Below are 14,641 nucleotides of genomic sequence, written 5' to 3'. Positions count from 1 at the left end.
CCACATTCCGATGATATTAGCGTGGCGAAACAGTCACCTGGCCGCCATTGCTTGCCAGCACGACACGCTGGCCGTTGGCAAACTGAGTTTTGCCTTGTTTCTGAACCACCATAATGGTGTTGCCGTCATCTTTACGGATTTCGAGTTCAACACCCTGCGTTTTGTTCATTGAGCCTTGAACGCCCTGGCCTGCGACGCCACCCGCAACAGCACCCGCAGCGGTTGCCAGTGAACGTCCGGTACCGCCACCGACGGTGTTACCGAGGAATCCACCCAGCACTGCACCACCGATTGCGCCAATAACGTTATTGTCATCGCCACCCTGAATCTGAACCGGGCGAACGTTTACAACAGTACCGTAAGTCACGTTTTGAACTTGTTTAGCTTCAGAAGCGGTATAAACATCGCCAGAAAGCGAGTCGTTGTTTACACAACCTGCAAGAGTTAATCCAATCAGCGAAACGCCCAGTACACGTAAAATCATTTGAATCTCCTGTTCACCCAAAACGCTCAAATTGAGCATCCGTTATGGCTAAATTATATGGCATTGGGAGCCATAGATCATATCTTTGCACTAACAATAGGAAAATTGTACTTGAATTTGACTTAACGAGACATAAACGAAGCGCGGCCACTGCTCTGCCTCTGACATTGTTAAAAAATATTAACCCGTCGTAGAAATGCCCATCTGTTTATGGTGGAGTGAGGCAATTAGCCCACGCAATTTAAGGAAAGCGCATGAAATCGGGTCGCTATATAGGCGTTATGTCGGGCACGAGCCTGGACGGTGTCGATGTTGTCCTTGCCGCAATTGATGAAAATATGGTGGCGCAGCAGGCCAGCCTGACCTGGCCGATTCCCGTAGCGTTAAAAGAAGCGATTCTGAGCATTTGCCAGGGGCAACAACTCACGCTTTCGCAACTGGGGCAGTTAGACGTCAGGCTCGGGGCACTGTTTGGTGATGCCGTCCTGGCGCTCATGCATCAGGAAAATCTGCATCCTCAGGATATCGTGGCGATTGGCTGCCATGGACAAACCGTGTGGCATGAGCCGACGGGGGATGCGCCGCATTCGCTGCAAATCGGCGACAATAATCAGATCGTGGCGAAAACCGGTGTGACCGTTGTGGGGGATTTCCGCCGCCGTGATATTGCGCTGGGTGGGCAGGGCGCGCCGTTGGTTCCTGCTTTTCACGAGGCGTTGCTGGCGCACCCGGTTGAACGCCGTATGGTGTTGAATATTGGCGGGATTGCTAATTTGTCCATGCTCATTCCGGGCCAACCGGTGCGCGGCTACGATACGGGTCCCGGAAATATGTTAATGGATGCCTGGATCTGGCGTCAGCGCCGTATGGCTTACGATAAAGATGCACTGTGGGCGCGTGAAGGGAAAGTCATTATCCCGCTGCTGCAAACGTTTTTAAGCGATCCCTATTTTGCGGCCCCTGCGCCAAAAAGCACCGGGCGTGAGTATTTCAATTACGGCTGGCTCGAGCGTCAGCTGGCACAATTCCCCGGCCTCGCTGCGCAGGATGTTCAGGCCACGCTGGTTGAACTCACGGCGATGTCGATTTCTGAACAGGTGCAGTTAAGCGGGGGCTGTGAACGACTGCTTGTCTGCGGCGGCGGAAGCCGAAATCCGCTGGTCATGGCACGCCTCGCCGGACTGTTGCCTGGGACAGAAGTCACCACGACTGATGAAGCAGGTATCAGCGGGGATGACATGGAAGCGCTGGCGTTTGCCTGGCTTGCCTGGCGTACAGTAGCTGGGCTGCCGGGAAATTTACCGTCCGTGACGGGCGCACGTGAAGCCAGCGTATTGGGGGCCATTTATCCGGCAAATCCTCGTCATAATCAGAGTTAACTTAATTTCAGCACGCACCGTTGGCGGTAAAATAGAGACGAATACAGGAGGGTGAATTCGCCCTCCACAGACCTGGATAGTCTTCGGAACCCGCCCATGAAAAAACTGCTCGTTGCTTTTGCCCCTCTTTTACTGGCCAGTTGTAGCTACTACAACCAGTTTGTCGAACGTATGCACACCGATTCCCTGGAATACCGCTGCGACGAAAAACCGTTGACCGTCAAGCTGAACAATACGCGCCAGGAAGCCAGTTTTGTTTACGACAATACGTTGCTGAACTTAAAGCAAGGCATGTCAGCGTCTGGCACGCGTTACACCGATGGAATCTATGTGTTCTGGTCTAAAGGCGACAGCGCGACAGTCTACAAACGTGACCGCGTAGTACTGAACAACTGCGAGCTTCAAAATCCGAAGCGTTGAGATTTTTCCAGGGGCGGCGCACAATAGCGCCACCTAATTCTCATTTCTGCTAACGCCATGTCCGATAACGATGAATTGCAGCAAATTGCGCATTTGCGCCGTGAGTACACTAAAGGCGGTCTCCGTCGTCAGGATCTTCCCGCTGAGCCTCTGGATCTGTTTGAGCGCTGGCTGAAACAAGCCTGCGAAGCCAAACTGGCCGATCCTACGGCCATGGTTGTGGCAACGGTCGATGAAAACGGTCAACCGTATCAGCGCATCGTCCTGCTTAAACATTACGACGAAAAAGGGCTGGTGTTTTACACCAATCTCGGTAGCCGTAAAGCGCATCATCTTGAGAATAATCCTCGTATCAGCCTGCTGTTCCCGTGGCACATGCTGGAGCGTCAGGTCATGGTGACGGGCAAAGCGGAACGACTCTCAACGCTGGAAGTGCTGAAGTATTTCCACAGTCGTCCGCGCGACAGCCAAATTGGTGCCTGGGTGTCAAAACAGTCGAGCCGCATTTCTGCGCGTGGCGTGCTGGAGAGCAAATTCCTCGAGCTGAAGCAGAAGTTTCAGCAGGGTGAAGTCCCTTTGCCGAGCTTCTGGGGTGGATTCCGTGTTTCTGTCGAACAGATGGAGTTCTGGCAGGGCGGTGAACATCGTCTTCATGACCGCTTTTTATACCAGCGCGACAATGCTGCGTGGAAAATCGACCGTCTGGCCCCGTAATCCCCGAAATTTGTTGTGTTAAGCGCTGGCGCTACAGGTGTCAGCGCTTTATTCTATGTACCTTTCGCACCAGGCGAAAAGTCGTGTACCGACAGAGGTGCAGTCGTTTATACATGGAGAATTTGATGGCAAGCAGTAACTTGATTAAACAATTGCAAGAGCGGGGCCTCGTGGCTCAGGTGACGGACGAAGACGCGTTAGCAGAGCGACTGGCGCAAGGCCCGATCGCGCTCTATTGCGGCTTCGATCCCACCGCTGACAGCTTGCATTTGGGGCATCTTGTTCCATTGTTATGCCTGAAACGCTTCCAGGAGATGGGCCATAAGCCTGTTGCACTGGTAGGTGGCGCAACCGGTCTGATTGGTGACCCAAGCTTTAAAGCCGCCGAGCGTAAACTGAATACGGAAGACACCGTACAGGAGTGGGTGGACAAGATTCGCAAGCAGGTTGCACCGTTCCTCGACTTCGATTGCGGTGAAAACTCAGCCATTGCCGCGAATAACTATGACTGGTTTGGCAACATGAACGTGCTGACCTTCCTGCGTGACATCGGCAAGCACTTCTCCGTCAATCAGATGATCAACAAAGAAGCGGTCAAGCAGCGACTGAACCGGGACGATCAGGGCATCTCCTTTACCGAATTCTCTTACAACCTTTTGCAGGGTTATGACTTTGCCTGTCTGAATGAACTGCATGGCGTTGCGTTGCAGATCGGCGGCTCCGACCAGTGGGGTAACATCACCTCCGGTATCGACCTGACCCGTCGTTTGCACCAGAACCAGGTCTTCGGTCTGACCGTTCCACTGATCACCAAAGCGGATGGCACGAAATTTGGTAAAACTGAAGGCGGCGCGGTATGGCTGGATCCGAAGAAAACCAGCCCGTACAAATTCTACCAGTTCTGGATTAACACCGCAGACGCTGACGTTTATCGCTTCCTGAAATTCTTCACCTTCATGGACATTGAAGAGATCAATGCGCTTGAAGAAGAAGATAAAAACAGCGGTAAAGCCCCACGTGCACAGTATGTGCTGGCCGATCTGGTCACCCGCCTTGTTCACGGTGAAGACGGTCTGGCGGCAGCAAAACGCATCACTGCAAGCCTGTTTAACGGAACCCTGAGCGATCTGAGCGAAGCGGATTTTGAACAATTGGCGCAAGATGGCGTGCCAATGGTTGAGATGGAAAAGGGTGCGGACCTGATGCAGGCGCTGGTGGATTCCGAGCTGCAACCGTCGCGCGGACAGGCGCGTAAAACTATCGCCTCTAACGCCATCACCATTAATGGCGAGAAGCAGGCGGACCCGGAATACACGTTCGTCGATGGCGACCGCCTGTATGGTCGTTATACGCTGCTGCGTCGCGGCAAGAAAAATTACTGCCTGATTTGCTGGAAGTAATTGTCAGGACATAAGGGGCGTGGGAAACCACGCCCCTTTATTTTTAGGGTTGTGATAACAAAAATGAATAACATCCTCGCCATTCAGTCCCACGTTGTTTTTGGACATGCAGGCAACAGCGCCGCGGAATTCCCGATGCGCCGTCTTGGGGCCAACGTCTGGCCGCTTAATACCGTACAGTTTTCTAACCATACGCAATATGGCAAATGGACGGGCTGCGTCATGCCGCCAGCGCATTTGACTGACATCGTGCAGGGGATTGCGGATATCGATCAGCTCAAGCGCTGCGACGCCGTGTTAAGCGGGTATCTGGGGTCTGCGGAGCAGGGTGAGCAAATTCTTGGTATCGTTCGTCAGGTTAAAGCTGCGAACCCCTCTGCGAAGTATTTTTGCGATCCGGTGATGGGGCATCCTGAAAAAGGGTGCATCGTTGCGCCGGGCGTCGCTGAGTTTCATGTTCGTCATGCGCTTCCCGCGAGCGACATTATTGCGCCCAACCTGTTAGAACTCGAAATCCTCTGTGAACATCCCGTTAACAACGTTAAAGACGCGGTCGCCGCATCACGCGAACTCATTGCGCAGGGCCCCGATATTGTGTTGGTTAAACACCTGGCTCGCGCCGGTTTGAGCCTGGATCGGTTTGAAATGCTGCTGGTGACAAAAGATGAGGCCTGGCATATCAGTCGACCGCTGGTGGATTTTGGATTTCGTCAGCCGGTGGGTGTGGGAGATGTGACCAGCGGCTTGCTGTTGGTGAAACTGCTGCAAGGCGCAGCGCTGCGTGAGGCGCTAGAACATGTCACCGCAGCGGTTTATGAAATCATGATCGCCACGAAAAATATGCAGGAGTATGAATTGCAGGTTGTGGCGGCACAGGATCGCATCGCAAAGCCAGAGCATTATTTCAGCGCCACTGAGTTGTAAATTTTGACTTGCCGGGTAAGGCGTAACCCTTACCCGGCACAGCAGTATACGTTAAATCAATTCAACCCTTCAGCTTTCAGCGCTGCGGACACCGCAGGACGCTCTGCAACACGCGCCATATAGCTATCAATATGATTCAACCCTTCCATATTGAGCTTCACGGCACGCGCCCAACGCAAGACCGTAAACAGATACGCATCTGCGATGGTAAAGCGCTGGCCGCTGATCCACTGATCATCCTTCAGCGACTCGTTAATGTACTGCAGCTTTTTCTCAAGCAGGGCGCGTACGGTAGGTTTGTACTCTTCTGGGGTATCCGGGCGGAACAGCGGCGTGAAGCCTTTGTGCAGTTCTGTGGCGATGTAATTCAGCCATTCCAGCGTTTTATAGCGTGATGCGCTGCCGGTCTGTGCCAGCAACTGGCGATCGGGAACCGTGTCGGCCAGGTACTGCATGATAGCCACACCCTCAGTGAGCAGCGTACCGTCGTCCAGAACAAGAGCCGGAACCTGTCCCTTCGGGTTGATTGCGAAAAAGTCTTCGCCATTTTCCAGACGCTTTTTCATCAGGTCTACGCTATCAAGCGTAAAATCTTTCCCGCTCTCGCGCAGGGTGATATGGCAGGCAAGAGAGCAGGCGCCCGGTTTATAGAACAGTTTCATCGGTAACTCCTTTTTGCTGAGGTTATAATGATGTTAACGCCAGGTAGAATAAAAAAAAAGCCGCTAACGCACAGTTAGCGGCTTCTCTTCAGTCGTTTCCCGATGGCAATTATGCAGTCGCGGTATCTGTCGCTTTTGCAGCCTTGTCGTCTTCCAGCGTCATACGATTCAGCTTCGGTGCAGTCAGCAGCATCAGAACAGCAATAACCGCTGTCGCAATACCGATCTGCATGAATACGCGACCGTAGACTTCCAGTGAGACCAGAGGGTCAGTCACGTTTTCTGGAACGGCCATCAGGTTCGCGATTTTACCTGCAATAAGTGCGGCACCGGCAGTCGTCAGGAACCAGCTACCCATGATGAAGCCCATCAGACGCTGCGGAACCAGCTGTGCAACCATCGCCAGACCCAGACCTGAAATCATCAGCTCACCAATTGACTGCAGCGCGTAGCTCAGAATCAGCCAGTTCACAGACACGATACCTGCGTCAGTAGCAAATTTGGTCCCCAGCGGCAGCACGAGGAATGCACCAGAACACAGCACCATGCCGATCGCAAATTTGTGCGGCATTGGCAGACGATCGCCCATTTTGTTATAGATAGCGGCCAGAATCGGGCTACCAATCATGATCCAGAATGGGTTCAGTGCCTGGAACTGTTCCGGCTCGAACGCGATACTCAGAATCGAGTGCTCAACGTTACGAATCGCGAAGAAGTTCAAAGACGTTGGCATCTGGCTGTAAAGCACGAAGAATACAACTGCCTGCAGCATCAGAATGAAGGCCACAATCATCTTACGACGTGCAGCGCCCTGCATGGCGAATGCTTCTTTAGCAAAGATGCAGATAATACCAAGTGCCACCACGCCCAGTACGGCACGCGCCACGCCCTGGTTATGCAGCAGCCAGGTCGCGATCGTTGCCAGAATGACTACACCGGCTATTGTGGCCAGCAGTTTACCCATGTGAACCGGTTCGAAATCGGGTTTTGAACCGTAGTTTTTCACCCAGCTGCGGCAGAACAGGAAGTTCACCACGGTGATCAGCATACCCACAAAGCTCAGCGCAAACGCCACACTCCAGCCGAATTTAGCCGCGAGCCATGGGGTTGCCAGCATTGAGAAGAATGAACCGATGTTGATGGACATGTAGTACATGGTGAATGCACCGTCCAGACGTGGGTCATCTTTGTTGTAGCAGGTAGAGAGCAGGGAAGACGGGTTGGCCTTGAACAGGCCGTTACCGACGGCGATAGTCGCCATACCCATATAGACCACCGCTGCATCGTGACCAGACCACGCAACCAGACCATAACCGATCGCCAGAACAACGGCGCCCAGCATGATAACGCGTTTGGTGCCGAGGACTTTATCGCCCAACCAGCCGCCAACGGCGACCAGACCGTAGACCAACGCACTAAAAGAAGAGAACAGTGTGATCGAATCCGCTTCGGACATACCCAGTTGTTTGACCAGGTAGACAGCCATAATCCCTTGCAGGCCGTAAAAACCAAAACGTTCCCATAATTCGATAGAGAAGATGAGATAAAACGCTTTAGGTTGTTTGAAGGCGTTTAAACTAACGCTTTCATCTGTTGGTTTATTGTTTGCAGTAGACACTTATACCTCTTTTTTTACATCCCATATTAACGGGGGTGTTCACGGCGTAATGACCGAAGTTCATTCGCCTTATAGTTATATTGGGAGGGGGAAACGGCGGGTAATGTTCACTATCTTGGCGCGTCTGGCAATACATTTGCAATATTCTGTTACATATAACGATGGCGGCATAATGCAGTGGTCAGGTAAATGTTATTCAGCGTTAAATCTTTCATCATCTGAAATGACGGTTTTTTTCACTACTAAATCCCCGTTCATGACGCGGTAAGGAGATATGTTCTGCTGATAAGCTATTCATCCAGTGATATAGCCCATAATCTGAAAAATGAATGGTTTAATCTTTTGTTAATGAAGGGCTAGGGCCTGTCTGGACAATGGCTTGGGGCGCATTTTTAAACAAAAATTCAACATCACGTTATCAGGGTGATCGCGATCACAAATGTATAGAAATTTTCGCTCACGAAAAAACAATTAACCTGCATGAGTGTTAATGAACCGGATCATCGACAGGTTAAGAAGGCAGGGCGACGGATAATTGTTCGGGAAATGAGGGGAATGCGGTAAAGCCCGGCCTAAGTAAGAAAGCGCAGACAGCAAAATCAGGCCCGCGCCTTCTCTATCAGGAATAGACTTTCTCTTTGAACTCGCACAAATCTTCAATAATGCAGCTGCCGCAGCGCGGTTTCCGCGCGATACAGGTGTAACGCCCATGCAGGATCAGCCAGTGGTGGCAGTCGACTTTAAATTCAGCAGGAACGACCTTCAGCAACTTATCTTCAACCTGTTCGACGTTCTTCCCCGGCGCAAAGTTTGTGCGATTACAGACGCGGAAGATATGGGTGTCGACGGCAATTGTCGGCCAGCCAAACGCGGTGTTGAGCACCACGTTCGCGGTTTTACGCCCCACGCCTGGCAGGGCTTCCAGTGCGGCTCTGTCTTCGGGGACTTCGCCTCCGTGCTGTTCCAGCAAGATACGACACGTCTTGATGACGTTCTCCGCCTTGCTGTTAAACAGGCCGATGGTTTTGATATAGGATTTCACGCCCTCGACGCCCAGCTCAAGAATGGCCTGTGGCGTGTTAGCGACAGGATATAGCTTCGCCGTCGCTTTGTTGACGCTGACATCGGTCGCTTGCGCGGAAAGAAGGACTGAAATCAGCAACTCGAAAGGGGAGTTGAAGTTCAGCTCTGTCGTCGGATGAGGATTCTCATTGCGCAGACGCGTCAAAATCGTGAGGCGTTTCTCTTTATTCATGACGCTTTCTCTGGCATCCCTTCCTGCACGCTACGTTCAGCGGCGCGGCGTTTACGTTTTTCATCGATCAGGTATTTTAACGCCAGCATCATGCCAAGGCCAATAAAGGCACCGGGCGGCAGCATCGCTAACAGGAACGGTGTGTCGGTATGGAACACTTCGATACGCAGTGATTTTGCCCAGCCACCCAACAGCGCATCCGCGCCATCAAATAGCGTTCCGTTCCCCAGAATTTCACGCATCGATCCGAGGACGAACATCGCACAGGTCGCGCCCATCCCAATCGCGAAACCGTCGAGAGCAGAGATCAGCGGATCGTTTTTGACTGCGAAGGCTTCGGCACGGCCCACCACGATACAGTTTGTGACGATGAGCGGGATAAAAATCCCCAGCGACTGGTACAGGCCAAAAGCGTAGGCGTTAATCAGCATCTGCACGATGCTGACGACTGACGCGATGATCATGACGTAAATCGGGATACGAATTTCCGACGGCGTCCAACGACGCAGCGCCGATATTGATAAGTTGGTGAGCGTCAGCACCAGTGTCGTCGCCAGGCCCAGCCCAAGGGCATTAGTAGCGGTGGATGTCACGGCCAGTAGCGGGCACATTCCCAGTAGCTGGACCAGCGCGGAGTTGTTCTTCCAGAGACCCTGGACGATAACGTCTTTAACCTGGCTCATTGTTATTCCTCACACGCTGGAAGTTGGTTGAGTTGCGACGGGAGCGTCTCGGCATACAGTCCGGCGCGCTTCACGGCGTTCACGACTGCACGTGGAGTGATCGTGGCACCGGTAAACTGATCAAACTCACCGCCGTCCTTTTTCACCGCAAAGGCAGCGTCATTTTCGCCGTGAATGATTTTCCCGGCAAAGTGCAAAATCCAGTCACTTAAACGCACTTCGATTTTATCACCCAGGCCCGGCGTTTCGTGATGCTCTGTCACGCGCGTACCCAGAACCGCACCAGAAAAATCAGTGCCCACGAGCAGCTGGATAGCGCCGGAATAGCCGTCTGGGGCAGTAGCTTCCATCACCGCGCCTACGGCTTTATCACCTTTACGGGCGATAAACACGCGATGGTTGCCTTTGCCTAGCTGCGGAGCCTGAACGACAAAGCAGCTTTCCTGCAAATTATTGTCATAGAAATCAGAGGGAATCACCTGATCGAATAATGCTTTTTGCTGCTTCGCGGCCTGTGCGTCAATAGTGGTTTTAGTCAGCTCGTTGACCAGGGCTGTCAATCCGGTCAGGACTGCCGCGAAAATGGCCAGCGTCATGCCGTGTTTTTGCATTGTCTTCAGCATGGCAATTCCTTAACGGTGGCCGTACACACGAGGACGCGTGTAGTAATCGATTAACGGCACGGTAATGTTGGCCAGCAAAACAGCAAACGCAACGCCATCCGGATACCCCCCGAAACTGCGAATCAACCAGACCAGCAGGCCAGCCAGCACGCCAAAGATGAGACGCCCACGGTTAGTGGTGGAGGCGGTGACAGGGTCGGTCAAAATAAAGAATGCGCCCAGCATCGTCGCACCAGAGAGAAGATGAATCTCCGGGCTTGCCATTGATTCAGGCGAAAAGAGCCAACCCAGCGTTGAGCAGAACGCCAGTGTCGCCAGGAAGCTCACCGGAATATGCCAGCGAATCGCTTTGTTCCACAGGAGGAATACCCCGCCGAGCAGATACGCCAGGTTGACCCACTGCCAGCCCGCCCCTGCCAGAACGCCGCTATAGATAGGGTATTGCATGATCTGATCGACGCTATGACCGGCATGCAGCGACGTTTTAAAGGTGTCGAGCGGCGTGGCCTGGCTGATACCGTCTACGCCCATTTTCAGCGTGGCCATGTCACCCCCCGTGGCGGTGTGCCCGGTAAAGATCACCTGCAGCGCATCCATCAAGCCAGGCACGGTCGCCGCAATCTCCTGCGGCGGTAACCAACTGGTCATTTGCACCGGGAAAGAGATAAGTAGCACCACATACCCGATCATGGCTGGGTTAAACGGGTTATGCCCAAGGCCACCGTACAACTGTTTTGCGATGATGACGGCAAATACTGTGCCCAGGACCACCATCCACCACGGTGCAAAGGGCGGGATACTGATCGCCAGCAACAAGCCCGTCAGCAATGCGGAGTTGTCCGCAAGAATGCGCGAGACCGGCATTTTGCGCAGCTTCAGAACAAGCGCTTCTGCCCCGAGTGCACTGACACAACCGAGAATAATTTGAAACAGCGTCCCCCAGCCAAAAAACCAGAACTGAACGGCAATGCCTGGCAATGCGGCCAGGCAGACCAGCATCATGATGCGTGATGTCTGGCGCTGGTTATGGGTGTAGGGGGAGCTTGCGATTCTGAAAACCATTTAATCCTCGTTTACTACCTGCTGTGCGGCTTTCTTAGCCTGAACGCGTGCAATCGCGGCGGCGACTGCGGCTTTGCGTGGGTCGTCATTTGCTGCGGGTTCCGCTTCTTGTGCCGCGGCTTTGCGCGCTTTAGCACGTGCGATAGCCGCTTCAACCGCAGCTTTTCGCGGATCGACAGGCGTCTCTTTCACGGCTGACTCTTCGGATGCGCCAGCTTTACGCGCTTTAGCGCGCGCAATAGCCGCTTCAACCGCAGCTTTTCGCGGATCGACAGGTGTCTCTTTCACGGCTGACTCTTCCGATGCGTCAGCTTTACGTGCTTTGGCACGCGCGATAGCCGCTTCAACCGCAGCTTTGCGCGGATCGACAGGTGTGTCTTGCGCGGCTGACTCTTCCGATGCGCCAGCTTTACGCGCTTTAGCTCGCGCGATAGCCGCTTCAACCGCGGCTTTACGCGGATCGACAGGCATCTCTTTCGCGGCTGACTCTTCCGATGCGCCAGCTTTACGTGCTTTGGCACGCGCGATAGCCGCTTCAACCGCAGCTTTGCGCGGATCGACATTTGCATCTGTCGCTAAAGTTTGTGCTTTTTCTGCCTGATGCGCACGCGCCTGTGCTTTACGTGCTTCACGCGCGGCAATCACTTCGCGGTTGTCAGGCTTCTCACCGGCAGGAATAACCACAACCTCTGCGGCAGTCGCTTTTTTCTCACGAACACGCGCCAGCGCGGCGTTAATCGCTTCCTGATCTTTCTCGGCAGGCTGAACGGCTGCTTTCTTGTGACGTTCCTGACGGGCGATTTTGTCGCGTTCAAGGCGTGCCTGGCGCGCTTCAAAGCGTGCTTTTGCTTCGGCTGCGCGTTTATCTTCCAGCGAAATGGCGTAGATCTCGGCCTTTTCCTGACGGAAGTATTGCACCAGCGGAATGCTGCTCGGACACACCCAGGCGCAAGCGCCACACTCGATGCAGTCGGCAAGGTTGTGGGCCTTCGCTTTATCGTGAAGCTGACCTTTGCTGAACCAGTACAACTGCTGCGGCAGTAAATCCGCCGGGCAGGCATCTGCGCACGCACTGCAACGAATACAGCCTTTTTCTTCCTGCTCTTCGCCCATCTCGCTGGCCGATGGCGCCAGCAGACAGTTGGTGATTTTAACCACCGGAACATCCAGCCACGGCAGGGTAAAGCCCATCAGCGGACCGCCCATAATGACCATTTGCTCGCTGCCCGGAGAGAATCCTGCGTTTTCCAGCAGATGGCGAACCGGTGTACCCAGGCGCGCCCAGACGTTACCGGGCTGAGAAACCGCTTCACCGGTGAGCGTCACCACGCGTTCGGTCAGGGGTTCACCATCGATAATCGCGCGTTTTACCGCATACGCCGTCCCGACGTTTTGCATCAGCACGCCAATATCGGAGGAGCGTCCGCCATGTGGGACCTGTTTTCCGGTCAAGATTTGCGTGAGCTGTTTCGCACCGCCAGACGGGTATTTGGTAGGAATCACGCGCAGGCCAATATCGTGACTGCCTGCCAGCACCGCACGGAGCATTGAAATGGCTTGCGGTTTGTTATCTTCAATACCGATCAGCACTTCGCGGGGTTGCAAAATATGCGCGAGAATGCGGATGCCTTCTACGACCTGTGCTGCGCAATCCTGCATCAGACGGTCGTCGGCGGTAATATAAGGCTCACATTCCGCGGCATTGATGATTAGCGTCTGGATCTTGTCGCCACCGCCGCGCAGCTTTGTGCCGGTCGGGAAGCCAGCGCCGCCAAGACCCGCAACGCCAAACTGATGAATGCGTTCAATCAACGCTTCGCGGCTTTGCGCGCGATAATCATTCCAGCCTTCACGATCGATCCAACGGTCTTCGCCGTCAGGCTCAATCATGACGCTCAATTCCGCCAGCGCAGAAGGGTGAGCTACCGTATGGGGCGCGATCGCCACCACCGTTCCGGACGTTGGGGCGTGAACCGGGAGCATGCGTCCGCGACCAAAGGTAAGCTGTTGGCCACGCAAAACGGTATCGCCCACATTGACGCACAGTTCTCCCTCAGCGCCGATGTGCTGTTTTAGCGGCATAACAAAACGGTTCGCCAGCGGAATCTGGCGCAGCGGTGCGCCGCTGGACTGGGATTTCATCTCTGGCGGATGAATGCCGCCATCAAAATCCCAAATCTTCTCTTTTCTGAAAGCAGAAAATAACTTAAGCATGGTGTTCCACAGGAATTATGCGAACTGGAATGGTTTGAAGATCCCACTTCCAGCTTTCGGTAGTCGTTTCGACCGGGCGCAGGTCAATACATTGCGTCGGGCAGGGGGCAACGCAGAGGTTACAACCCGTACACAAATCCGCCATGACGGTGTGCATAGCACGCGTTGCGCCGACGATCGCATCAACAGGGCAGGCCTGGATGCACTTCGTACAGCCAATACAGTTGGCTTCGTCAATAACGGCCAGCAGACGTGCTGGCTCTTGCGCGCTTTCATCGCCATCAACAGGCTGAGGGTCAACGTTAAGCAGCGTGGCTATTTTCAGCATCACGGCTTCGCCACCCGGCGCACAACGGTTAATGTTTTCGCCCTGACTGCCCACCGCCTCAGCGTAGGGGCGACAGCCAGGGTAACCGCATTGCCCACACTGGCTTTGCGGTAACAGTTCATCGATTTTTTCGACGACCGGATCACCCTCGACCGCAAAACGGCGCGACGCGTAACCCAAAATGATGCCAAAAATTAGCCCCAGAATGCTGATGGCGATGATGGCAATCCAGATAGCGTTCATTACAACTTCACCAAACCACTAAAGCCCATAAAGGCCAGAGACATCAAACCGGCAGTCACGAGTGCGATGGCGTTACCTTTAAAAGGAGCCGGAATATCGGCGGCGGCCATCCGTTCGCGAATGGAGGCAAACAGCACCATCACCAAGGAAAATCCGACCGCGGCGGAAAAACCGTACAACGCGGATTGCAGGAAATTATGTCCGAGATTGATGTTCAGAAGTGCAACGCCGAGAACGGCGCAGTTTGTCGTGATCAGCGGCAAGAAGATACCGAGCAGACGGTACAGCGCAGGGCTGGTTTTACGTACCACCATTTCGGTAAATTGCACCACAAATGCGATAACCAGAATAAACGCGAGCGTTCTCAAATAGATCAAGCCCAGCGGGATCAATATCCAGGTATCAATCCACCAGGCGCAAATAGAGGCCAGCGTCATCACAAAGGTGGTTGCCAGGCCCATTCCCATAGCGGTTTCCAGTTTTTTGGAAACCCCCATAAATGGGCACAGGCCAAGAAACTTCACCAGCACGAAGTTGTTAACCAGCACCGTTCCGACGAAGAGCAGTAAGTAATCTGTCATTATTCAGCCTGAAATAAAAAAGCCGCCTATTATCGGATAAACCACACCAGG

15 protein-coding genes are annotated in these 14,641 nt (G+C 53.6%); 5 read left to right on the top strand and 10 right to left on the bottom strand.

Annotated elements, in window-relative coordinates:
* Positions 1 to 16: 16 nt before the first annotated feature.
* Entirely contained in the window at positions 17 to 484 is a 468-nt protein-coding gene (slyB, locus tag ACKI5T_RS00840) for an outer membrane lipoprotein SlyB (protein WP_012017201.1), read from the bottom strand.
* Between the two features lie 254 nt (positions 485 to 738).
* On the opposite strand from slyB, the gene anmK reads away from it, so the two are divergent.
* The 5 genes from anmK to pdxY all read left to right on the top strand — a co-directional run bounded on the left by anmK (position 739) and on the right by pdxY (position 5,321).
* Positions 739 to 1,863: an anhydro-N-acetylmuramic acid kinase gene (anmK, locus tag ACKI5T_RS00835; protein WP_407434920.1), complete on the top strand. Its 1,125-nt coding sequence runs from the start codon at positions 739 to 741 to the stop codon at positions 1,861 to 1,863.
* Positions 1,864 to 1,959: 96 nt separating this feature from the next.
* Positions 1,960 to 2,283 carry a C-type lysozyme inhibitor gene (mliC, locus tag ACKI5T_RS00830; protein ID WP_059178111.1) on the top strand — a complete coding sequence of 108 codons (324 nt, stop codon included), beginning with the start codon at positions 1,960 to 1,962 and terminating at the stop codon, positions 2,281 to 2,283.
* Positions 2,284 to 2,340: 57 nt separating this feature from the next.
* Positions 2,341 to 2,997, top strand: a complete 657-nt coding sequence (gene pdxH, locus ACKI5T_RS00825; protein WP_407434918.1) for a pyridoxamine 5'-phosphate oxidase — start codon at positions 2,341 to 2,343, stop codon at positions 2,995 to 2,997.
* Positions 2,998 to 3,122: 125 nt separating this feature from the next.
* Positions 3,123 to 4,397, top strand: coding sequence for a tyrosine--tRNA ligase (gene tyrS, locus ACKI5T_RS00820; protein ID WP_407434916.1), 1,275 nt, complete (start codon positions 3,123 to 3,125; stop codon positions 4,395 to 4,397).
* Positions 4,398 to 4,460: 63 nt separating this feature from the next.
* Positions 4,461 to 5,321: a pyridoxal kinase PdxY gene (pdxY, locus tag ACKI5T_RS00815; protein WP_407434914.1), complete on the top strand. Its 861-nt coding sequence runs from the start codon at positions 4,461 to 4,463 to the stop codon at positions 5,319 to 5,321.
* 56 nt (positions 5,322 to 5,377) lie between these two features.
* Here the strand turns inward: pdxY and gstA are convergent, their stop codons facing one another.
* From gstA to rsxA, 9 genes are all read right to left on the bottom strand, one after another.
* A complete protein-coding gene (gene gstA, locus ACKI5T_RS00810; RefSeq protein ID WP_235135443.1) occupies positions 5,378 to 5,983 on the bottom strand; it encodes a glutathione transferase GstA in 606 nt (201 codons plus the stop codon).
* A gap of 109 nt (positions 5,984 to 6,092) precedes the next feature.
* Positions 6,093 to 7,601, bottom strand: a complete 1,509-nt coding sequence (gene dtpA, locus ACKI5T_RS00805; protein WP_407434912.1) for a dipeptide/tripeptide permease DtpA — start codon at positions 7,599 to 7,601, stop codon at positions 6,093 to 6,095.
* 619 nt (positions 7,602 to 8,220) lie between these two features.
* A complete protein-coding gene (gene nth, locus ACKI5T_RS00800) occupies positions 8,221 to 8,856 on the bottom strand; it encodes an endonuclease III (protein ID WP_407434910.1) in 636 nt (211 codons plus the stop codon).
* Positions 8,853 to 9,539: an electron transport complex subunit E gene (locus ACKI5T_RS00795; protein WP_133632350.1), complete on the bottom strand. Its 687-nt coding sequence runs from the start codon at positions 9,537 to 9,539 to the stop codon at positions 8,853 to 8,855. Before ACKI5T_RS00795 ends, nth begins: the two co-directional genes overlap by 4 nt.
* Before the next feature lie 2 nt (positions 9,540 to 9,541).
* Positions 9,542 to 10,162: an electron transport complex subunit RsxG gene (gene rsxG, locus ACKI5T_RS00790; protein ID WP_407434909.1), complete on the bottom strand. Its 621-nt coding sequence runs from the start codon at positions 10,160 to 10,162 to the stop codon at positions 9,542 to 9,544.
* A 9-nt stretch (positions 10,163 to 10,171) separates the two neighbouring features.
* On the bottom strand, positions 10,172 to 11,224 hold the full coding sequence (gene rsxD, locus ACKI5T_RS00785) for an electron transport complex subunit RsxD (RefSeq protein ID WP_407434907.1): 1,053 nt from the start codon (positions 11,222 to 11,224) through the stop codon (positions 10,172 to 10,174).
* Positions 11,225 to 13,438, bottom strand: coding sequence for an electron transport complex subunit RsxC (gene rsxC / locus ACKI5T_RS00780; RefSeq protein WP_407434905.1), 2,214 nt, complete (start codon positions 13,436 to 13,438; stop codon positions 11,225 to 11,227). It abuts the gene before it with no gap.
* Entirely contained in the window at positions 13,431 to 14,009 is a 579-nt protein-coding gene (rsxB, locus tag ACKI5T_RS00775; protein WP_407434903.1) for an electron transport complex subunit RsxB, read from the bottom strand. Before rsxB ends, rsxC begins: the two co-directional genes overlap by 8 nt.
* Positions 14,009 to 14,590: an electron transport complex subunit RsxA gene (gene rsxA, locus ACKI5T_RS00770; RefSeq protein WP_012017215.1), complete on the bottom strand. Its 582-nt coding sequence runs from the start codon at positions 14,588 to 14,590 to the stop codon at positions 14,009 to 14,011. Before rsxA ends, rsxB begins: the two co-directional genes overlap by 1 nt.
* Positions 14,591 to 14,641 lie beyond the last annotated feature (51 nt).

This window comes from Lelliottia sp. (assembly GCF_045627565.1).
Lineage (GTDB): Bacteria > Pseudomonadota > Gammaproteobacteria > Enterobacterales > Enterobacteriaceae > Enterobacter.
The sequence above is the reverse complement of the archived record's forward strand: the minus strand, read 5'-3'. Positions and strand labels throughout refer to the sequence as shown.

Bases quoted from the DNA above. Each gene is read 5' to 3' on its own strand.
- ACKI5T_RS00795 (WP_133632350.1), bottom strand. From the start codon at position 9,539: ATGAGCCAGGTTAAAGACGTTATCGTCCAGGGTCTCTGGAAGAACAAC.
- rsxC (WP_407434905.1), bottom strand. From the start codon at position 13,438: ATGCTTAAGTTATTTTCTGCTTTCAGAAAAGAGAAGATTTGGGATTTT.
- slyB (WP_012017201.1), bottom strand. From the start codon at position 484: ATGATTTTACGTGTACTGGGCGTTTCGCTGATTGGATTAACTCTTGCA.
- nth (WP_407434910.1), bottom strand. From the start codon at position 8,856: ATGAATAAAGAGAAACGCCTCACGATTTTGACGCGTCTGCGCAATGAG.
- rsxG (WP_407434909.1), bottom strand. From the start codon at position 10,162: ATGCTGAAGACAATGCAAAAACACGGCATGACGCTGGCCATTTTCGCG.
- rsxA (WP_012017215.1), bottom strand. From the start codon at position 14,590: ATGACAGATTACTTACTGCTCTTCGTCGGAACGGTGCTGGTTAACAAC.
- mliC (WP_059178111.1), top strand. From the start codon at position 1,960: ATGAAAAAACTGCTCGTTGCTTTTGCCCCTCTTTTACTGGCCAGTTGT.
- gstA (WP_235135443.1), bottom strand. From the start codon at position 5,983: ATGAAACTGTTCTATAAACCGGGCGCCTGCTCTCTTGCCTGCCATATC.
- pdxY (WP_407434914.1), top strand. From the start codon at position 4,461: ATGAATAACATCCTCGCCATTCAGTCCCACGTTGTTTTTGGACATGCA.
- anmK (WP_407434920.1), top strand. From the start codon at position 739: ATGAAATCGGGTCGCTATATAGGCGTTATGTCGGGCACGAGCCTGGAC.
- rsxD (WP_407434907.1), bottom strand. From the start codon at position 11,224: ATGGTTTTCAGAATCGCAAGCTCCCCCTACACCCATAACCAGCGCCAG.
- tyrS (WP_407434916.1), top strand. From the start codon at position 3,123: ATGGCAAGCAGTAACTTGATTAAACAATTGCAAGAGCGGGGCCTCGTG.
- rsxB (WP_407434903.1), bottom strand. From the start codon at position 14,009: ATGAACGCTATCTGGATTGCCATCATCGCCATCAGCATTCTGGGGCTA.
- pdxH (WP_407434918.1), top strand. From the start codon at position 2,341: ATGTCCGATAACGATGAATTGCAGCAAATTGCGCATTTGCGCCGTGAG.